The organism is Pseudomonas kielensis (assembly GCF_030505375.1).
Lineage (GTDB): Bacteria > Pseudomonadota > Gammaproteobacteria > Pseudomonadales > Pseudomonadaceae > Aquipseudomonas > Aquipseudomonas kielensis.
The window spans coordinates 4882201-4901149 of the sequence record NZ_CP130043.1; the positions used below are offsets into that span (position 1 = coordinate 4882201).

The 18949-nt window shown below is 60.9% G+C and carries 16 protein-coding genes; 6 read left to right on the plus strand and 10 right to left on the minus strand.

Annotation, left to right across the window (positions count from 1 at the left end; all coding sequences use genetic code 11):
• Window positions 1-91: 91 nt before the first annotated feature.
• Window positions 92-343 carry a hypothetical protein gene (locus tag Q1W70_RS22720; protein ID WP_019690567.1) on the plus strand — a complete coding sequence of 84 codons (252 nt, stop codon included), beginning with the start codon at window positions 92-94 and terminating at the stop codon, window positions 341-343.
• Here Q1W70_RS22720 and Q1W70_RS22725 read toward each other — a convergent pair.
• From Q1W70_RS22725 to Q1W70_RS22735, 3 genes are read right to left on the minus strand one after another with little or no spacing between them, the layout of a single operon-like run.
• A complete protein-coding gene (locus Q1W70_RS22725) occupies window positions 326-880 on the minus strand; it encodes a GNAT family N-acetyltransferase (protein WP_302097997.1) in 555 nt (184 codons plus the stop codon). The genes Q1W70_RS22720 and Q1W70_RS22725 overlap by 18 nt on opposite strands.
• A 38-nt stretch (window positions 881-918) precedes the next feature.
• Window positions 919-1392: an LEA/WHy family protein gene (locus Q1W70_RS22730; RefSeq protein ID WP_166591662.1), complete on the minus strand. Its 474-nt coding sequence runs from the start codon at window positions 1390-1392 to the stop codon at window positions 919-921.
• A gap of 55 nt (window positions 1393-1447) precedes the next feature.
• Window positions 1448-2920, minus strand: a complete 1473-nt coding sequence (locus Q1W70_RS22735; RefSeq protein WP_182340455.1) for a nucleobase:cation symporter-2 family protein — start codon at window positions 2918-2920, stop codon at window positions 1448-1450.
• Window positions 2921-3312: 392 nt separating this feature from the next.
• Between Q1W70_RS22735 and zapE the strand changes: the two genes are divergently transcribed.
• Window positions 3313-4431 (plus strand): cell division protein ZapE, encoded by a 1119-nt coding sequence (zapE, locus tag Q1W70_RS22740; protein ID WP_302098000.1) that lies wholly within the window; start codon window positions 3313-3315, stop codon window positions 4429-4431.
• Between the two features lie 108 nt (window positions 4432-4539).
• Window positions 4540-5031: a GNAT family N-acetyltransferase gene (locus Q1W70_RS22745; RefSeq protein ID WP_166589524.1), complete on the plus strand. Its 492-nt coding sequence runs from the start codon at window positions 4540-4542 to the stop codon at window positions 5029-5031.
• Window positions 5032-5072: 41 nt separating this feature from the next.
• Here the strand turns inward: Q1W70_RS22745 and Q1W70_RS22750 are convergent, their stop codons facing one another.
• The 3 genes from Q1W70_RS22750 to Q1W70_RS22760 all read right to left on the minus strand — a co-directional run bounded on the left by Q1W70_RS22750 (window position 5073) and on the right by Q1W70_RS22760 (window position 9551).
• Complete coding sequence (locus Q1W70_RS22750) at window positions 5073-7319, minus strand: TonB-dependent siderophore receptor (protein WP_166589525.1); 2247 nt, start codon at window positions 7317-7319, stop codon at window positions 5073-5075.
• A gap of 173 nt (window positions 7320-7492) precedes the next feature.
• Entirely contained in the window at window positions 7493-9232 is a 1740-nt protein-coding gene (locus Q1W70_RS22755) for a phosphoethanolamine transferase CptA (RefSeq protein WP_302098003.1), read from the minus strand.
• 151 nt (window positions 9233-9383) lie between these two features.
• On the minus strand, window positions 9384-9551 hold the full coding sequence (locus Q1W70_RS22760; RefSeq protein WP_166589527.1) for a DUF6026 family protein: 168 nt from the start codon (window positions 9549-9551) through the stop codon (window positions 9384-9386).
• Window positions 9552-9723: 172 nt separating this feature from the next.
• Between Q1W70_RS22760 and gnd the strand changes: the two genes are divergently transcribed.
• Both gnd and zwf read left to right on the plus strand, forming a co-directional pair.
• Window positions 9724-10806 (plus strand): phosphogluconate dehydrogenase (NAD(+)-dependent, decarboxylating), encoded by a 1083-nt coding sequence (gene gnd / locus Q1W70_RS22765; protein ID WP_166589528.1) that lies wholly within the window; start codon window positions 9724-9726, stop codon window positions 10804-10806.
• Complete coding sequence (gene zwf, locus Q1W70_RS22770; protein ID WP_166589529.1) at window positions 10803-12323, plus strand: glucose-6-phosphate dehydrogenase; 1521 nt, start codon at window positions 10803-10805, stop codon at window positions 12321-12323. The genes gnd and zwf overlap by 4 nt, the downstream gene beginning before the upstream one ends.
• A 68-nt stretch (window positions 12324-12391) precedes the next feature.
• On the opposite strand, the gene nhaB is transcribed toward zwf, so the two are convergent.
• The 3 genes from nhaB to Q1W70_RS22785 form a co-directional block, all read right to left on the minus strand.
• Window positions 12392-13894 carry a sodium/proton antiporter NhaB gene (gene nhaB, locus Q1W70_RS22775; protein ID WP_182340448.1) on the minus strand — a complete coding sequence of 501 codons (1503 nt, stop codon included), beginning with the start codon at window positions 13892-13894 and terminating at the stop codon, window positions 12392-12394.
• A gap of 94 nt (window positions 13895-13988) precedes the next feature.
• Window positions 13989-15287 carry a hypothetical protein gene (locus tag Q1W70_RS22780; RefSeq protein WP_302098004.1) on the minus strand — a complete coding sequence of 433 codons (1299 nt, stop codon included), beginning with the start codon at window positions 15285-15287 and terminating at the stop codon, window positions 13989-13991.
• Between the two features lie 307 nt (window positions 15288-15594).
• Window positions 15595-15861, minus strand: a complete 267-nt coding sequence (locus Q1W70_RS22785; RefSeq protein ID WP_166589532.1) for a hypothetical protein — start codon at window positions 15859-15861, stop codon at window positions 15595-15597.
• A gap of 343 nt (window positions 15862-16204) precedes the next feature.
• Between Q1W70_RS22785 and Q1W70_RS22790 the strand changes: the two genes are divergently transcribed.
• Window positions 16205-17530 carry a sigma-54 dependent transcriptional regulator gene (locus tag Q1W70_RS22790; RefSeq protein ID WP_166589533.1) on the plus strand — a complete coding sequence of 442 codons (1326 nt, stop codon included), beginning with the start codon at window positions 16205-16207 and terminating at the stop codon, window positions 17528-17530.
• A gap of 64 nt (window positions 17531-17594) precedes the next feature.
• Here the strand turns inward: Q1W70_RS22790 and fapF are convergent, their stop codons facing one another.
• Complete coding sequence (gene fapF, locus Q1W70_RS22795; RefSeq protein ID WP_166589534.1) at window positions 17595-18908, minus strand: fibril amyloid transporter FapF; 1314 nt, start codon at window positions 18906-18908, stop codon at window positions 17595-17597.
• Window positions 18909-18949: the final 41 nt, after the last annotated feature.

Genomic DNA, 18949 nt, shown 5'->3' on the forward strand with positions numbered 1-18949 from the left:
CTGCGATGCTCCCTGGTCTGGGTAAATCCATCGCCGGAGATTTCTACCTACAGTGTAAGATGTCGCCTATTTTATGCAGCAGGTAACTCCCATGAGCTTCAATCTGGCCGACAAGCCCCTTGCCGAGCGCGCCGCGCTTGAAGATGAAAAGTCCCGTCTGTTCGACCTCTGGCAGAGCAACCTGGGCAAATCCAAAGGTGAAGCGGCCCGTCTGTTCGGTGAGCGTTCCAAGCGCAAAGGCAAATGGGCCGAATGGGTCCGCTCGGAGCTGGACGCCATGTCACCGCCGGAATACGCCAACATGGTGCGCAGCGAAGTCAATCGCCTAATGGCGGCGAAGTAAGCGCTGCCACTGCTCGCGGGTGATTTCCCAGGTTTCCTGGGCGTAGCGGCCGCCGACGAAGTTGCCTTCGTCGACCCGGACCAGGTGCATGCCGCTGCGTTCCGAGAGTCGGCGTGACGCCAGGTTGGGCGAGGCCTTGGGCACACGCATGAGCTCGCGCCCAAGGTCCTGGAACCAGTAGCGGGTGACCTCGGCCGAGGCTTGCGCCATCAGCCCCTGGCCCTGCCACGCAGGGCCCAGCCAGAAACCACGGTTATTGTCCTGTTCGTCCATCAGGCTGATGTTGCCGATCAGTTGCTCGGGGGCCGACTTCAAGCGGATCGACCAATGCCATTCCTCCCCCCGGGTAATCGCCGGCAGGGCGATGTCGCGCAGGTAGACCAGGGCACCGTCCGGCGGATACGGCCAGGGCACCAGGGCATTGAGGTAGCGCACCACGTCCCACTGGGCGAACTGCTGCTGGATCGCCTGGGCATCGGCGAGTTCCAGCGGTTTCAGGATCAAGCGCTCGGTGTACAGCGTGGGGTATGGGGCCATATCTGAATCCACCTCCTTGGTGTGATGGGCGCGCGGCGTCAACGGGCGCCGGCAGTTGGGCCGGCCAGGCTCAATTGGCCGCTGTCGACAAAACGCTGGGTGCCGAACAGGCCGCCCGCTAATTTACCTCGTAGCACGTAGGGCAGGTTGTCCAGGGACTGGGTCTGGCTCAGTCCCAGGGTCTGGCGCATCACCGAGAACGCCGAAATACTCACCGGCACGCTGATCAGCGCCTCGCTGAAGCGCGGGATCGAGCCTTGCTGGTCACTGACGCCGGAGGCCAGAGGCTGGCCGTTGACCTCAAGGTTCAGGGCCACGCCGTGGTAGTCGATGGCGTTGTCGTTGGGGTTCTGCAGACGGATCTTGACTGCGAATCGCACCTCCAGGCCCTGGCTGGGCAGCGGCTCGAGGCCGACCACGTTGACGTTCAACGGGTCGCGATCGGGAAACAGCGCGCAGCCATTCAGGCTGAGCAACAACAGGGCAAGGCCGGCAAAGATGAATCGGCGCATGTAGGGGCTCTCATCAACAGGGGTCGAACCGCCAGCGGCTCGACCCACCCGCGGATTAGCGCTTCAAGGATGGGACCGCCGAGGGCTTGAGCGGTTCGCCCGAGTGGCTGACGTCGGGGTTTTCCATGACCTGGAGAATCGAGGCCTCCGGGTCAAAGTCGTCTTCTTCCAGCTCGATGAACTCCTCGGGCAAAAAGATATTCAGCACGATAGCGCACAACGCGCCGACGGTGATCGGTGACTCGAAGATGTTGTGCAACGCCTTGGGCAACTCGCGCAGCACTTCCGGTACGGCCGCCACGCCCAGGCCCATGCCCAGGGAGATCGCCACGATCAGCATGTTGCGCCGGTGCAGCCCGGCCTCGGCGAGGATCTTGATCCCGGCCACGGCCACCGTGCCGAACATCACCAGTTCAGCGCCGCCCAGCACGGGCTTGGGCATCAGTTGCAGCACCGCGCCGATCATCGGGAACAGCCCCAGCAACACCAGCAGGCCGGCAATGAAAAACGCCACGTAGCGGCTGGCGACGCCGGTCAGCTGGATCACTCCGTTGTTCTGGGCGAAGGTCACCATCGGCATGCTGTTGAATACGGCGGCCATCGCCGAGTTGAGGCCGTCCGCCAACAGTCCGGACTTGATCCGGCGGATATACAGTGGGCCCTTGACCGGTTGTTGCGAGATCATCGAGTTGGCCGTCAGGTCGCCGGCGGCCTCCAGGGGCGAGACCAGGAAAATCACCGCGATCGGAATGAACGCCACCCAGTCGAAGTTAAAACCGTACTTGAACGGCACCGGCACGCTCATCAGGGGCACGGCGGTCATGTTGGCGAAGTCGACGTCGCCCATCAACCAGGCCACCAGGTAACCCAGGGTCAGGCCGATGACGATGGCCCCCAGGCGCAGGAATGGCACGTCTACCCGGTTCAGCACCACGATAGTGCCCAGCACCAGGGTGGCCAGCAGTAGATGGTGGGCGCCGCCCAGGTCAGCCGCGCCAAAGCCGCCGGCGATGTCGGTCATGGCGACCTTGATCAGCGACAGACCCATCAGGGTGATGATGGTGCCGGTGACGACCGGGGTGATCAGCATGCGCAGTTTGCCGATGAACTGGCTCAGCACCACCTCGATGAATGCGGCAAAAAAACACACGCCGAAAATCGTCGAGAGGATCTCGTCGGTACCGCCACCCCGCGCCTTGACCATGAAGCCGGCGCTGAGGATCACGCTGATGAACGAGAAACTGGTGCCTTGCAGGCACAGCAGGCCGGAACCGACCGGGCCGAAGCGGCGCGCCTGGACAAACGTGCCGAGGCCGGAAACGAACAGGGCCATGCTGATCAGGTAGGGGATTTCACTCTGCAGCCCCAGGGCGCTGCCCATGATCAGGGTCGGGGTGATGATCCCGACGAAACTTGCCAGCACGTGCTGCAGTGCGGCAAACACGGTCGCGGTGAAGTGGGGACGGTCGTACAGGCCGTAAATCAGGTCGGAACGCGGGGCAGTTTTTGCGTGGTCAGATGAGGTCACGGGGAGGGTGCCAATAAGGCCAGGTCAGAAAATGGAGGCGCAGGATGCCAGAAAGGTGGACCTGCCAGAAGCGTCAAGCCACTAAAGCGTCGAAAGTTGGTTGGGTGGGGAGGGTTGGGTGGGTGTATCCGTTGCTGCGGTGATGGCTACTTAGGGTTGCGCACTACGGCGGGTTACTTGGGAATACGGAACGTCGCCCGACCCCAAGTAACCAAGGGCTCTTACCCCTGTGGGAGCGAGCTTGCTCGCGATGGCGATATTGGCCACACCGTCTGCTTCGGTAATACCCTAATCCTCTGTCGCAGCAGTCCTTGCTCTGCACCAAGGCATCTGGCGGATTATCCGTGAGGGCATGCGATACTTCGGTTTTTGCGTATTGACCCCGGGGCCCCATGACCTTCGATTCTCCTCTCAGCGCTTATCAATCGGCCATCAGTCAGCAGGGCTTTGTTGTCGATGCCGCTCAGGAGCGGGCGGTGTTGGCGTTGCAGGCGTGTCACGAGGCTTTGCATCAAGGCCGGGCGCCGATCGCTGGGGTTTATCTGTGGGGGCCGGTGGGGCGGGGCAAGACCTGGTTGATGGATCAGTTCTACCAGACCTTGCGGGTAGCGGCGCGGCGGCAGCATTTTCATCATTTCATGGCCTGGGTGCATCAGCGTTCGTTTCAACTGACCGGCACCGCCGACCCGCTGCGGGCGTTGGCTCGGGAGTTGAGTCGGGAGGTGCGGGTGCTGTGTTTTGACGAGCTATTCGTCAATGATATTGGTGACGCGCTGATTCTCGGTCGTTTGTTCCAGGTGATGTTCGAGGAAGGCGTGGTACTGGTCTGCACGTCCAACCAGCCGCCCGAGCAGCTGTACGCGGACGGTTTTAATCGTGACCGCTTCGTCCCGGCGATTGCCGCGATCCAGGCGCATATGCAGGTGGTGGCGGTGGACGGCGCTGAGGATCACCGCTTGCATCCGGGGGTGAATCTGCAGCGTTATTGGGTCAGCAAAGCAGGTGAGCCCGGGGGGTTGAGTCAGGTCTTCGCCGAGCTGACCGCCGGCCAGCCGGTGTCCAGCGCGCCGGTGAACATCGGTTACCGTTCGGTGGCCGTGGTCCAGGCCAGTGACAAGGTGCTCTGGTGTCGTTATGCCGACCTCTGCGAGCAACCGTTGGCGGCCATGGATTTCATGGCGCTGTGTGATCGCTTCAGCGCTATCCTGATCAGCGAAGTGCCCAATCTCAGCGCCCAGCAACGCCCCGGACGGATTGCCCGCGGCACCGAAGATGGGAGTGCCCGTGTTGCTGCCGGTGACCGCGAGTTGCCGCAGTTGTCGGTCCACGACGACAGCGTGCGGCGCTTCATTGCCTTGGTCGATGAGTGCTATGACCGCAAGGTCCCGCTGTATCTGGAAGCACAGGTGCCGATGGATCAGTTGTACACCGAGGGTTACCTGGAATTTGCCTTTCGCCGCACCTTGAGCCGTTTGAAGGAGATGCAGTTGCGGCGTTTTGCTCCAGCCTGAAACGCTACCCCAGCCGTCACGGTTGTCCGGTCGCGCGCCACAGGTTAATGTCGATTGCCCCAGGCGATACCCGCAGGGATAGCGCTTACCGTTAGATCGAGGAAGGAAATGGAACCCGCAGACATCCTGGTACTCCAGGCCAGCTACAGCAACCCGACTCATGCCGAAGCCATAGGCGTGGTGCTGGACCACTATGCGCAAGACCCGATGGGCAGCGGCACACCGTTGCCGGCCGACGTGTTGCAGCAATTACCCGGCGAATTGGCCAAGCGTCCCCATGCATTCAGCGTCCTGGCTTTCGTCAATGGCGAGCCGGCCGGGCTGGTGAATTGCTTCGAGGGTTTTTCGACCTTTGCCTGTCGCCCGCTGGTCAACGTCCATGACGTTGCGGTGGTCGGCAAGTATCGCGGTCTTGGGCTGAGTCAGAAGATGTTGCTCAAGGTCGAGGAAATTGCCCGTCAGCGTGGCTGCTGCAAGATCACCCTGGAAGTATTGGAAGGCAACGCCGTCGCACAGGCAGCGTACGACAAGTTTGGTTTCGCCCCCGGCATGTTCGATCCGGACCACGGGCGGATGCTGTTCTGGACCAAGCCGCTGTAACGTGAAGGAGCGCCGGACGGCGCTCCTTCAGTTCCTGAGGGTCAGAGCTTGTAGTCCAGGCTCAAGGTGACGGTGCGTGGGTCACCCCAGAACACGCCGTTGTAGAAGCCGACGTTGTCGTAGTACTTCTCGTCGAACAGGTTGTCGACGTTCAACGAGGCGGTGAGGTGTTTGTCGAACTCGTAGCGCGACATCAGCTTGACCACCGAGTAGTTGTTCTGGTTGATCCGCGTTTCCTTGGTCACGATGTCGCCATCGGCGTCGCGTCCGACGGGGCGGCTGGCGAATTCGTAGATGTCGCTCTGCCAGTTCACCGCGCCGCCCACCGTCAGCGCATTCCATTCACCCGGCAGGCGATAAGCCGTCGAGATGCGCAGCATGTTCAACGGCTGGTTGGTGTTGTTGCGCTCACCTTCGCCGTTTTTCGAATGGGTGTAGGTGTAGCCGGCCGTCATGTTCCAGCCCGGCATGACCTCACCCGATACCTCGGCCTCGAAGCCGTTGACCTTGTTGCCCTTGCCACCGGACTTGTAGAAGTCTTCGCCGGTGGTCGGGTCCGGTCGCACCGAGTCATCCAGTTCGGCGACGTTGTCCTGCTTGCTCCAGAACACCGCGGTGGCGACGTTCAAGCGCTCATCGAGCAAGCTGCCCTTGAGCCCCAGTTCATAGTTCTGGCCGACAATCGGGTCCAGGTACTTGCGGCTGGAATCGCGCTCGGTCTGCGGCTTGAAGATGTCGGTGTAGCTGACATAAGCCGTGTACTCAGGGGTGATGTCGTACAGCAAGCCGGCATAGGGGGTGAAGACGTCGTTTTGGGTCTGGCTGCTGTGGTCGTTGCCGGTGCGCTGGTACTGGTCGTTGAAACTGTAGTAGTTGCTATCGGTTTTCCAGCTGCCATAACGGCTGCCCAGGACTGCATGCCACTTTTCGGCCAGGCTCAGGCGGGTGGCCAGGTAACCGGCTTTTTGCTTGGTGCTGTCGTTCGAGCCTTCGATACCGGTGTCGGTGTCGCGGAACTTGCCGATGTTGCCCATGTACTTCCAATCAGGAATGTTGTCGTAGCCCGGTGGCGTCGGTGCAGACACCAGGTACGGGTTGGACGCGCTGCGCTCGGCTTCACCGTAGCCGACCATCAACTCGTGTTCGCGTCCGAGCAACTGATAGGGGCCGGCGAAGTTGAAGTCATAGACTTCCATCTTCTGCTCGCCCTTCATGTGGCTGCGGTAGGCGACCATGCCGCTGCGGTCGTCGTTGGGATAGCCGCCACCGCCGTAGTAGACCTTGCCGTCGGTGTCACTCTCCCGGTAGGTATAGGCGCCCTTCATGTGCCAGCCGTTGCCCAGGTTCTGGTCCAGGTTGGCGAAGGCGGTCTTGTCTTTCAGTGGCCAGGAACTCCACTTGGTCGCCATGTTGGTCGAGCGCGACAGGTTGGCCTTGTCACCGTTGGATTTCCAGTACGGCACCGTGCCCCAGGACGTGCCCTGGACCTGTTTGTCCTGGTAGTCGTAACCGACCGCCAGCACGGTGTCGTCGGTGAGGTCCGCTTCGAGGATCCCGTAGCCGACTTCCCGTTGCAGCTGGTAGTGATCGCGGAACGATTTGCTGTCGCGGTAGGCCAGCACGCTGCGCCCACGCAGGCGGCCGTCGAACGCCAGCGGGCCACCGACATCGACGTAGCTGTAGTAATCGTCATAGCTGCCGCCGCTGACGCCGGTCTTGGCTTCCCATTGGGCGGTCGGACGCTTGCGCACCATGTTGATGGTGGCCGAAGGATCGCCCGCGCCGGTGGTCAGGCCGGTGGCGCCGCGAACCACTTCGATGCGGTCGTAGATGATGGTATCCGAGTCGGACTTCATGCGCCCGAAGGTGTTGAGCATGCCATCGATCTGGAAGTTGTTGATCGAGTAGCCGCGTGAGGAATAGCTGACCCGGTCGGAGTCGTTGTGCTGGACGACCACGCCGGTGGTCTGACTCATGGCTTCGGAAAGCGTGGTGAGCTTGAAATCGTCCATCTGCTGGCGGGTGACCACCGAGACCGACTGCGGGGTTTCCTTGATGGAAAGGTTGAGCCGGGTCGCCGTACTCATTGCACCGGTGGTGTAGGACTCGGTGTTTTCAGTGGTGGTCCCCAGACCCACCGCATTGATGTTGGTGGTGTCCAGTTCGAGCGCCTTGGCGGCAGGCTCCTGCTGTTTATCCGGCTCGGTGTCCGCATGGGCGGAAGGGCACAGGGCGAGACTGCACAGGCCCAGGGTCAAGGTCATGGAACGGGTAATAGGCGCGAACATCGCAGCCGACTCCTTGTCTTCGATGGAAAAATTCCGTTTGCTCAAAGACGAAGGTGAATCAGGATATTTAGCCTAATTGCGAATAATTATTAATCTAATTTTTTCGAGGGGGATTTTGCGTGGGCTCAGGGCCTGCAGAAACGGGGGCCGGAACCGGCCCCCGCAGGGTTTGCTTATTGAGCCACGACGGCCGTGGCAGGCGCCTTGGGCTTCATCAGGCTGAAGTCGATCAGTGCCTTCTGCTCACGTTCGTAAGGGTTGCCGATCAACAGCGGGCGCGCCTTGAAGCTGTTGCTGACCAGGCTCTTGCTGTGGTCCAGTTCGTCGAAGCTCAAACCGGCCAGGTCAGCCCAGGTGTGGATCAGGTGCGAACTGCTGTAGGGCCGCTGCAAGTCGCCGGTAAAGTCCCAGGCGTGGTTTGCCCGCCATTTCGGCGAGGCCCAGGCCATGAACGGAATGGTGTACATCGGCGCGGTGGGCTTGGCTTCGTTGCGACCCAGGGTGTTGTGGCCCGCCGAGTCGAACACGTCTTCGCCGTGGTCGGAGAGGTACAGCAGGAAGCCGTTCGGATCGGTCTTGGCGTAGTCCTTGATCAGGCTCGAGACCACGAAGTCGTTGTAACGCACCGCGTTGTCGTAGCTGTTGTAGGTCGGCAACTGATCGTCGCTGACCCCAGGCGGTACGCCCTGACGGTCCTTGAAGGTGTCGTAGGTAGGTGGATAGCGGTACTGGTAGCTCATGTGGGTGCCCAGCAGATGCACCACGATGAATTTACGCGGCGCGCTGTCGGCCAGGGCCTTGGTGAACGGTTCCAGCACGTCGCCATCGTACTGGCGGGCGTTCTGGTTGCGGTTGTTGTTCAGGTAGACCTGCTCATCCGCCTGCTCGGAGAAGGTGGTGAGCATGGTGTTGCGCTTGGTCATGGTCTGCTGGTTGGTGATCCAGTAGGTCTTGTAGCCGGCCTGCTTCATCACACTGACCAACGACGGCGTCTTGAGGTACAGGTCCGGGCTCTCTTCGTCGGCGAAGGTCAGAACCTGTTGCAGCGCTTCAATGGTGTAGGGGCGTGGGGTGATGACGTTGTCGAACACCGCCAGTTGGTCCTTGAGCTTGTCCAGCTCCGGCGTGGTTTGCCGCGGATAGCCGTACAGGCTCATGCGCTGACGGTTGGTCGACTCACCGATCACCAGGACCAGGGTCGCGGGCTGGCCGGCCATCGCGTCCTTGAAGTTGTGCAGCGGTGGGACCTGGCTGGCGTTGTCGAGCATGCCCTGCATGCTGGCCAGGGTTTCGCCGTAGCGACGATAGGCAACCAGCATCTGCCATGGCACCGCCGGTTCGATCCGGGTTTCGAATTTTTCGTAGCCGGCGGCCAGGCTGCCGGTGCGCGCGGTCTGTTTGACCAGCGGGTAGCCGATGACCGCGACCAGAATTGCCGTGGCTGCCAGCAAGGCCTTGCCGCGCGGCAGGTAGACCGGGCGCAGGCGGGTCCAGAGGAACAGGGCTCCAGCGGTGTGCGCGATGAACGCAGCCACCATCCACCAGGCAAAGTACTGCGTCATGTACTCGCCGGCTTCCGAGACGTTCGACTCGAACATGATGAAGATGACGCTTTGCGAGAACTCCTGCTGGTATATGAAGAAGTAGCCCAGGCTTGCCATCGAACAGGCCCAGAGCACCACCCCAATCACCGCCGCGAGCAGGCGTGTACGGGCGGGGAACAGCAGCATCGGCGCGAGCCAGATGGCGGACATCACGAAGGCCTGGCGAAAACCGGTGAACCCCGAGGTGCCGGTCAACAGGATCAGTAGCTGGGTAATGCCGGAAAAATACCAGAAGAACAGGAACAGCCAGCCCAAGCCTGCCCAATCAAACCCTTTTGCAGGCGTACTGCTGCGTTTAAACATCGCCATTCAGCGCTCCAGCCGATTAATGACGCGGAGACTGGAGCGTTTCCAGGCATCCACGGTTCACGCGCGCGCGAGCGGCGTACTAAAACGGCGAAGTATCCCTAGGCGGATGTGAAAAAATTGTTAGTTTTTGTTTGCGCGGTGCAAGGCAGCTTCAGCGGGTCACTGAAGGCTCTGGCAGTTGCACCTGGGCCAACTGCAAGCGCAGTTGCGCGACCTGTTCGAGCAATTGTTCGCGGTCGGCCTTGAGTTGGCGCAGTTCGTCACGACGAACGGTGACGTACAGGGTTTGTGTCGGCAGTGCGGTGACTACTGTGCCCATTGCTCACCTCGTAAATGGCGTCTGACAACAGTGGCCGGCATGGAAAAGCGTGTGCGCAGCCACTTTGGACGGCGATTTTGATTTCTTTTGCCGCTCAATGGAACTTTTTTATTTTGCGCTGTCCCTGTGTCTTCGCCATTGTTTGGGACGTTATCCCTATAGTTCAGGCAAAATGCCCGGAAACTATGTAGCAACGCCCTGGACTAAGCTTGACTTGGTTCGTGGCGCTATCGACTTTTGGCACACTTTTTTTCGCAGTAAGGAGCATCAGCACATGCAATTAGGGATCATTGGACTGGGCCGCATGGGCGGCAACATTGCACGGCGCCTGATGCTCAACGGGCATAGCACTGTGGTCTACGACCGCAACACCGCGTTCGTTGATACCCTGGCCCAAGAAGGCGCAACCGGCGTTGCCGACCTGCCCGCACTGGTGGCTGGCCTGGCCAAGCCGCGCGCGGTCTGGGTCATGCTGCCCGCTGGCGCACCGACCGAAGACACCATCGAAACCCTGAGCGAGCTGCTGGAAGCCGGTGACGTGATCATCGACGGCGGCAATACCTTCTATAAGGACGACATCCGTCGTGCCAAGACCCTGGCGCAAAAAGGCCTGAAATACATCGACGTCGGCACCTCCGGCGGCGTGTGGGGCCTGGAGCGTGGTTATTGCATGATGATCGGCGGTGACGCCGACGAAGTGAAACGTTTGGACCCATTGTTCGAGGCGCTGGCCCCGGGCATGGGTGACATCCCGCGGACCAAGGACCGGGTGTCCGAAGATGACCGTGCCGAGCGCGGTTACATCCACGCCGGCCCTGCTGGTTCAGGGCACTTTGTGAAGATGATTCACAACGGCATCGAATACGGGATGATGCAGGCGTTTGCCGAAGGCTTCGATATCCTCAAGACCAAATCCTCGGAAATCCTGCCGGAAGACCAGCGCTTTGAGCTGAACGTCGCCGATATCGCAGAAGTCTGGCGTCGTGGCAGCGTGGTTTCGTCCTGGTTGCTGGACCTGACCGCCGATGCGCTGGCCAGCGATCCGAAGCTCGAAGGTTACTCCGGCTCCGTCGCTGACAGCGGTGAAGGGCGCTGGACCATCGAGGCCGCCATGGAGCAGGCGGTACCGGTACCGGTGTTGTCCAGTTCCTTGTTCTCCCGTTATCGCTCGCGCCAGCAGGGTGTTTACGGTGACAAGATCCTTTCGGCCCAGCGCTTCGGTTTCGGTGGCCACGTCGAGACGCCGAAAAAATGACCTCGATCCGCAAGAAGTCCAAGGCACAACCAGCACCGCCGACCACGCTGTTTCTGTTCGGTGCCCATGGCGACCTGGTCAAGCGTTTGCTGATGCCAGCGCTGTACAACCTCAGTCGCGACGGGTTGTTGGGGGACGGCTTGCGGATCATCGGGGTGGATCACAACGCCATCAGCGATGTCGACTTCGCGAAAAAACTCGAAGACTTCATCCGCAACGAGGCGGCGAGCAAGGTCGGCAACGGCCATGACTCCCTGGACCCGGCGCTCTGGGCCAAGCTGGCCAAGGGCATCAGCTACGTCCAGGGTGACTTTCTCGACGCCGGCACCTACCAGGCGCTGGCGACGAAAATCGCCGAGAGCGGCACAGGCAATGCGGTGTTCTACCTGGCCACCGCGCCGCGTTTCTTCAGCGAAGTGGTGCGCCAACTCGGTTCGGCCGGGCTGCTGGAGGAGGGCCCGGAGGCTTTCCGTCGGGTGGTGATCGAAAAGCCTTTCGGTTCCGATCTGCACACCGCCGAATCCTTGAATGCGTGCCTGCTCAAGGTGATGACGGAAAAGCAGATCTACCGGATCGACCACTACCTGGGCAAGGAAACCGTGCAGAACATTCTGGTCAGCCGGTTTTCCAACAGCCTGTTCGAGGCGTTCTGGAACAATCATTACATCGACCACGTACAGATCACCGCCGCGGAAACCGTCGGCGTTGAAACCCGTGGCAGTTTTTACGAGCACACTGGCGCCTTGCGCGACATGGTGCCCAATCACCTGTTCCAGCTGTTGGCCATGGTTGCCATGGAGCCGCCGGCGGCGTTTGGCGCCGATGCGGTCCGCGGTGAAAAGGCCAAGGTGGTGGGGGCGATTCGTCCCTGGTCAACGGCTGAGGCACGTGCCAATTCGGTCCGTGGCCAGTACAGCGCGGGAGACAGCGGCGGCCAGCCGGTGGCCGGTTATCGCGAGGAGCCGAAGGTGGCGCCTGACAGCACCACGGAAACCTTCGTCGCGCTCAAGGTGATGATCGACAACTGGCGTTGGGTCGGCGTGCCGTTCTACCTGCGCACCGGCAAGCGCATGAGCGTGCGTGACACGGAAATTGCAATCTGCTTCAAACCTGCGCCCTACGCGCAGTTTCGCGATACGGAAGTCGATGAACTCGAACCGACTTACCTCAGAATTCAGATCCAGCCCAATGAAGGCATGTGGTTCGACCTGTTGGCCAAGCGCCCGGGACCGGCGCTGGACATGGCCAACATCGAACTGGGGTTTGCCTACAAGGATTTCTTCGAAATGCAGCCCTCCACGGGCTATGAAACCTTGATCTACGATTGCCTGACCGGCGACCAGACCCTGTTCCAGCGCGCCGACAACATCGAAAACGGCTGGCGTGCGGTACAACCCTTCCTCGATGCCTGGCAGGAAGATGCCAGCGTCCAGGCCTATGCCGCCGGCACCGACGGCCCAAGCGCCGCGGACGAACTGCTGGCCCGCGACGGCCGGGTGTGGCACAGCCTGGGCTAACCCCTATGCCACGCCCCCTGTAGGAGCAAACTCGCGCCTACAGGGGGCGTGGCATTTGTCCGCGAAAGCTACAGCCAGTAACTCACCGCATACCAGCCCAGTCCACCCATCACCACGGTGTAGGGCAATGCCATCCACACCATGCGCCCGTACGACAGGCGAATCAGCGGGGCAACCGCTGAGGTCAAAAGGAACAGGAACGCGGCCTGACCGTTGGGAGTGGCGACGCTGGGCAGGTTGGTGCCGGTGTTGATGGCGATCGCCAGGGTCTCGAAGTGCTCGCGGCTCATGTGGCCGGCGAGGAACGCCTGCTTGACCTCGGTGATGTAGATGGTCGCCACGAACACATTGTCGCTGATCGCCGACAACAGGCCGTTGGCGATGAACAACATGCCCGGTTGCTGCTCGGCAGGCAGGGCCAGCACCCACTGGATCAACGGGGTGAACAGTTGCTGGTCGTGAATCACCGCCACCACGGCAAAAAACGCCACCAGCAGTGCGGTGAAGGGCATGGCGTCCTTGAAGGCATTGCCGAGGCGATGCTCATCGGTAATCCCGGTCAGCGAAGTGATCAGCACAATCACCATCAGGCCAATCAAACCCACTTCAGCCACGTGCAGCGCCAGGCTGACAATCAGGATCATGGCCGCTGCGCCTTGCACCAACAAGGCTGCGCGCTGGCGGGCAGTCCGTTCAGCGTTGTCCTGCGCCGCGTAGTCGGCCAACACCCGGCGTACGTTGTCCGGGAGCAGGGTGCCGTAACCGAACCAGCGCAGTTTCTCCAGCAGCACACAGGTCACCAGGCCGGCGGCCATTACCGGCATGGAGACCGGCGCGACCTTGAGGAAAAACTCTGCGAAGTGCCAGCCCATTTCATGGCCAATCAGCAGGTTCTGTGGTTCGCCGACCAGGGTGCACACACCACCCAGGGCGGTCCCCACCGCGCCGTGCATCAGCAGGCTGCGCAGGAAGGCGCGAAACTGTTCGAGGTCTTCGTGGTGCAGTGCCGGCAGGTCGTGGTCTTCAGTGAACGCACTGTTCTGGCGCGGATCGTTGCCCGAGGCGACGCGGTGATAGACCGAGTAAAACCCCACGGCCGCGCTGATGATCACCGCCGTCACGGTCAAGGCATCGAGAAACGCCGAAAGGAAGGCGCAGAGAAAGCAGAACAGCAGCGCCAGTACGGCCTTGGAGCGAACGCCCAGCAACAGCCGGGAAAACAGGAACAGCAGCAGGTCCTTCATGAAATAAATCCCGGCCACCATGAACATCAGCAGCAGGATCACCGGGAAGTTGTGTTGCAACTCGTCATACAGCGCCTGGGGCGTGGTCATGCCCAGCAGCAGCGCCTCGACCATCAGCAAGCCGCCTGGCATCAAGGGGTAGCACTTGAGCGCCATGGCAAGGCAGAAGATGAACTCGGCAACCAGCAACCATCCAGCGACTACCGGGCCTGCAGTCCACAGCAGCAAGGGGTTGAGTATCAGGAAAGCGAGAATGCTCGCCTTGTACCAGCGCGGCGAATGCCCGAGGAAATTATGCGCAAACGCCTGGGCCATTGAACCGGACATCGGCTGCTCCTTTGATTAAGAAGCGCGCAACTTGCCGTAACACTCGGACAAGATCAAGTTCTTGAATTTTATTGTTGTTCATGAGCGCCCAGGATCAAGCCCGGTAGCGCACCAGCACGGCCCGATAATGACCGTCCAGCGAGTAGCCGCCGACCACGATACCTTCGTCCGCCTGCACCACCACTGAGGTCGCCGTGTCCAGGCTATGTCCCAGGCGGGTGCGAACCCAGCCGTTACCTTGCCCGAAATCCAGGTCCGGGCGGCCGTCGGCCAGGTGCCGCGCGATCAGGAAATCTGCCTCGACCCCGCCAATGGTGGCGCCCACGCTGAGTACCCGGCCATCCGTGCAGGTCGTTGCCGCGGTCCATTGGCTGGGGACATTGGCGATCTGCGTGAGTCGGGCATGGCCGGCGTTGTTCGTCGTGTCTGGACGGCCATCGCGACGTACCTTCAGGGACAGGCAGTGCATCGGGTCGCGACTGCTGCCAAAGCACTGCAAGTGGCCGTCCAGGTGTTGCACGACCTGGCTGACCTGGGCGCTGCGGCCCTGGGCGCGGAAACTCAGGAAGCCGTGTTCGGCAAAACTGCTATCCAGGCGGCCATCCTTGTCGAAGCGTGCCAGTAAACCTTCTTGGGGCAGGTCGATCGAGCCGGCAACCACAATCGCGCCATCGTGCTGCACCAGGATGCTGGACAGCCAAGTGTTGAGCAGTAGGTGGCGGACCATGACAAATCCCCGGCCATTGAACGAGGTGTCCAGGCGGCCGTCTGGCTCCAGGCGAATCAGCACGCCTACATGATCTGCAAACTCGAAATGGTGATTGGCCAGCAGCAGGATCCGCCCATCGGCTTGTACCTGAACGTCGCAGGCTTCCGCGCCGGGTACGCCAGGAGGCAGCCAAGCGTCGCGCAGCCCCAGGGACAGGTTGCCCGACAGGCGCACCACCTGCACGCCGCGGTCGCCGAACGTGGGGTCCAGACGACCCTGGTGATCGAACAAGGCGAGGGCAGGGAGTGTGCGGTGGAGGCTTTCATACACATGGCCCGATAACAGGATGCGTCCATCGGCCAAGGCAAGCACCTTGCCGCCGGTGGACTCCAGGCCGGGCGCGAATTGTCCGACCCGGCTGCCCAAGGTGCCAAAGCTCAGGTCCGGCGAGCCGTCTGCGTGCAGGCGGGCCAGGCCGAAGTGGCAGCCGTGGTCCAGGCCGACCTTGGCCGCGACCAGCAAACGGCCCTGGCTGTCGACGGTCACGTCATTGGCCAGGCTCCACAGGCTGCCGGGGAAATCGACCCAGGCTTTGCCGGCGCAGGCAAAACGGCTGTCGAGTTGGCCGGCCGTATCTGTAGGGATACGGAATGCCAGGGCGCTGTGAATGGCGTGGATGGACATGTCGCTTCTCCTTGCGAGTCGACCTGATCCGGAAGCTGAGGAGGAGGACTTCATGAAGGAAACATTCAAGCGCTGATTCAAATAATGCACAACTGTCAGAAATTACAGGCGGAGCGGCGTTATGTGCCAGAACAGTGTCTTTGCGAACCGAAGTTGGGTTTGACCGTGAAAAGCGACCGCTCATCGTTAATTAAGCAGAGTTTTTCTGACTAACTAACGAGGACTAAACCGAGATAGCGGCAGGGGAGGCCAGGAAGTTATCTCGATAAACAGGCGGGCCACCGAGGTCGGTGACCCGCGCGCTGTTTTATTGCGGCATGGTCCAGGATTGCAACTGGTAGCCTTCTTCGCTCAATTCGGCACGCGCCTGCTTGAGCAGGGACTCGAGTTGTACCGGGTCGGTGTAAATGCTGCACGGCACTTGCTTGCGTTCGATCGGGGTGCTGGTACGGTCGATCACGGTCAGCGTCAGCTCGCCAGTGCCATCCTGTGGGGCCCAGGCCACGCATTGGAAAGGAGTAAATGCGTGGTCGGCAATCAAAAGAGCTTCGTTGAGACGGAGCGGGGCGTTCATGGGGTCTTCTCTCGTAGTGCCCAATCAAGTGATGTGCCGTCGGTTGGGCTTACCGTTCGGCTGGTTACTTGTACTGATGCGCGCAACCATCAGGCAGGTCACACATAATTGAAAGAAATTTAAACTTTCTTCCATATGCTCGGTATTGGCGGACACTTTGAAAGCTGAATGAAAGGTTGGGAGTCGATAGGTTGCTAAGCAACAGGTTGCTTATAACTAAAACGTAATTAACCTTATAGTTAAACGATACAAGACCCTGTCAAGTTCTTGCTAATGTTACACCCAGGTCCGCCAAACGACTGTTTCTAATAACTTTTCCATAATTTGGCGCCAAGGAACAGTCATGCTCGAAGCCCCTGCACTACGCCGTCTATTGGTGGTGGATCCCTGTGACGATTGCCACCAGTTGTTGCCCGGTCTGCGTGCCATCGGCTGGGATGTCGACAGCTGTAGCCTGGAAAACGCCGTCGACCGCAGTTGCGACGTCGGCCTGCTGCGCCTGCAACCCTTTCACCTGGAGCGGCCCGAAGCGGTCAAGGACCTCATCAGCCGCAGCGGCACCGAGTGGATTGCCGTATTGAATCAGGAAGTGTTGCGCCTGCAGAACGTCGGCGACTTTGTCTGTGAATGGTTCTTCGACTTTCATACCTTGCCGTTCGACGTCTCCAGGGTCCAAGTCACCTTGGGCCGGGCCTTTGGCATGGCGCGCTTGCGCGGCCAGGGGACGATCCATGTCGACCAGCCGGCGCACGAACTGCTGGGCGACAGCAAGCCGATTCGGGAGCTGCGCAAACTGCTCAGCAAGCTGGCGCCAACCGAGTCGCCAGTGTTGATCCGTGGCGAAAGCGGCACCGGCAAGGAACTGGTGGCCAGGACCCTGCACCGTCAGTCGCAACGCCACAACAAGCCTTTTGTGGCGATCAACTGTGGGGCGATCCCCGAACATCTGATCCAGTCCGAGTTGTTTGGCCATGAGAAGGGCGCCTTCACCGGCGCCCACCAGCGCAAGATCGGGCGCATCGAGGCCGCCAATGGCGGTACGTTGTTTCTCGACGAAATCGGCGACCTGCCGCTGGAGTTGCAAGCCAACCTGTTGCGCTTCCTCCAGGAAAAGCACATCGAGCGGGTAGGGGGCAGCCAGCCGATACCCGTGGATGTGCGGGTCCTGGCGGCCACTCACGTCAACCTCGAGTCGGCCATCGAAGCCAAGCGTTTTCGTGAAGACCTGTACTACCGGCTCAATGTCCTGCAGGTGGTGACCGCGCCTTTGCGTGAGCGCCATGGCGACTTGTCGATGCTGGCCAACCATTTCTCCCACTTCTATAGCCTGGAAACCGGACGCCGGCCCCGCAGTTTCAGCGAGGACGCCCTGGTGGCCATGGGCAAGCACGATTGGCCGGGCAATGTCCGTGAGTTGGCGAACCGGGTGCGTCGCGGCCTGGTGCTGGCCGAAGGCCGGCAGATCGAGGCGCGGGACCTGGGCTTGATCAGCCACCAGGCGATCGCCACGCCCATGGGCACCCTTGAGGACTACAAGACCCGGGCCGAACGCCAGGCCTTGTGTGATGTGTTGAACCGGCACAGCGATAACCTCAGTGTCGCCGCCCGGGTGCTGGGGGTGTCCCGGCCAACGTTCTACCGATTGCTGCACAAGCACCAGATCCGCTAGGGCGCGGTGAAACGCCAGGGCCCGCTGCGAAGTAGATCGCAGCGGGCCCTGGCGTTTGCGGGGCTTAGAAGTAGTAAGGGAATTTCAGGCTGAAGGTGAAGTCCGGCGCATCGTCGGTGAGGCCGATCGACAGGTTGGGGACGATGGTCAGGTTGTCGCTGGCCGCCACGGTCATGCCGACGTTGAAGTAGCCGGCGTTGGCGTCGCTGGACGTCACCGACTGCCAGTCACCGCCATCAGGTTTGAGCTTGCTCTTTTTTTGCACTAGGTCGGAGACCGAGAACGACATACTCATTTTTTCGTTCAAGGCAAACGCGATACCGGCGCCAATCTGGAAGCTGTCGCCCAAACGGACTTTACCCGGTGTATCGACGTTGACAGTAGAGCTGATGTCGTCAAACGATTCCTCCAGGTTGTGGGTATAGGACAGGGAGCCGAACAGCACGGCCGGGTCGAAGGTCTTGACCAGGGAAATCCCCGGGGTAATCGACCACACACCGTTCCCGGTTGGCAGGTCATCCGGGATGAACAGATTGTTGTTGCTGTCGACCTGACGCAACTTGATGCCGAATGGCTCCTTGCCGGTCGGCGTCTTGACGCGCAGGGTCAACACCGCATCTGGAGAGTTGACCGACTCGTCGAGGAACTTGTAGGCAACACCGAAGTTGACGTCACCAATGGTCGGATCCTGGGTCACGGTTTCCTCGGATGTCACGTTCGCCGCGCCGCCCGAGGCACCGCCGGACTGGTAGGTCGACTCGCGATAGACCACCGGCACGTTGACGTCGAATTGCCAACGGTTGTCCAGGTTATAGCGACCGGTCAGGTCGAAGGTCCAGTTGTCCGCCTTGATTCGGTCCAGGTTGATGTTGCCGAGGAAAATCGAGTCCAGGGCCAGGAAGCCGTTGAGAATCAAGGTGCGTGTGTCATAGCGGGCATAGGTCACGCCGGTCTCGAAGCTGAATTTGCCGCCCCCGAAGAAGCCGCTGGCTTCGTCATAGAGGTTCGACACGCTCTGGGCCGGTTGGGTGTCGTCTGCCAGCGACTGGCCGTAGGAACTGCCCTTGGCACCACCGCCCCCTGCGGCTCCGCCCGAAGCTGCCCCGGCGCCTGTACCGGCGACCTGGGTATTGCCGCGCATGTCGGCGGGCGATTTGGCCAAGCGTTTGGGTGGTGGCTCGGCCGGTTGCTCTTCAACCTGGCGGACTCGCTGTTCGAGTACCGCCAGGGCTCTTTGCTGGACTTCGTAGCGTTGCTTGAGCTCCAGAAGTTCCTGTTTAAGGGTCTCTACGTCCGAGTTGGGCGCCGCTTGCAGTAGCGCAGCGGGAAATAGAGTACTTAGGCAAACAACCGCGCGTAATGACACCGATCGATACATGAAATAAGCCGTCCCTTTGAGCCCAATGGTCGAAAGTCAGC

What these genes read in the sequence shown, in the direction of transcription:
- Q1W70_RS22755 (WP_302098003.1), bottom strand. Translation starts at nt 9,232, where the DNA reads ATGGCGATGTTTAAACGCAGCAGTACGCCTGCAAAAGGGTTTGATTGG.
- Q1W70_RS22730 (WP_166591662.1), bottom strand. Translation starts at nt 1,392, where the DNA reads ATGCGCCGATTCATCTTTGCCGGCCTTGCCCTGTTGTTGCTCAGCCTG.
- Q1W70_RS22725 (WP_302097997.1), bottom strand. Translation starts at nt 880, where the DNA reads ATGGCCCCATACCCCACGCTGTACACCGAGCGCTTGATCCTGAAACCG.
- zwf (WP_166589529.1), top strand. Translation starts at nt 10,803, where the DNA reads ATGACCTCGATCCGCAAGAAGTCCAAGGCACAACCAGCACCGCCGACC.
- gnd (WP_166589528.1), top strand. Translation starts at nt 9,724, where the DNA reads ATGCCCGGAAACTATGTAGCAACGCCCTGGACTAAGCTTGACTTGGTT.
- zapE (WP_302098000.1), top strand. Translation starts at nt 3,313, where the DNA reads ATGACCTTCGATTCTCCTCTCAGCGCTTATCAATCGGCCATCAGTCAG.
- Q1W70_RS22750 (WP_166589525.1), bottom strand. Translation starts at nt 7,319, where the DNA reads ATGTTCGCGCCTATTACCCGTTCCATGACCTTGACCCTGGGCCTGTGC.
- Q1W70_RS22760 (WP_166589527.1), bottom strand. Translation starts at nt 9,551, where the DNA reads ATGGGCACAGTAGTCACCGCACTGCCGACACAAACCCTGTACGTCACC.
- Q1W70_RS22745 (WP_166589524.1), top strand. Translation starts at nt 4,540, where the DNA reads ATGGAACCCGCAGACATCCTGGTACTCCAGGCCAGCTACAGCAACCCG.
- fapF (WP_166589534.1), bottom strand. Translation starts at nt 18,908, where the DNA reads ATGTATCGATCGGTGTCATTACGCGCGGTTGTTTGCCTAAGTACTCTA.
- Q1W70_RS22790 (WP_166589533.1), top strand. Translation starts at nt 16,205, where the DNA reads ATGCTCGAAGCCCCTGCACTACGCCGTCTATTGGTGGTGGATCCCTGT.
- Q1W70_RS22780 (WP_302098004.1), bottom strand. Translation starts at nt 15,287, where the DNA reads ATGTCCATCCACGCCATTCACAGCGCCCTGGCATTCCGTATCCCTACA.
- Q1W70_RS22785 (WP_166589532.1), bottom strand. Translation starts at nt 15,861, where the DNA reads ATGAACGCCCCGCTCCGTCTCAACGAAGCTCTTTTGATTGCCGACCAC.
- nhaB (WP_182340448.1), bottom strand. Translation starts at nt 13,894, where the DNA reads ATGTCCGGTTCAATGGCCCAGGCGTTTGCGCATAATTTCCTCGGGCAT.
- Q1W70_RS22720 (WP_019690567.1), top strand. Translation starts at nt 92, where the DNA reads ATGAGCTTCAATCTGGCCGACAAGCCCCTTGCCGAGCGCGCCGCGCTT.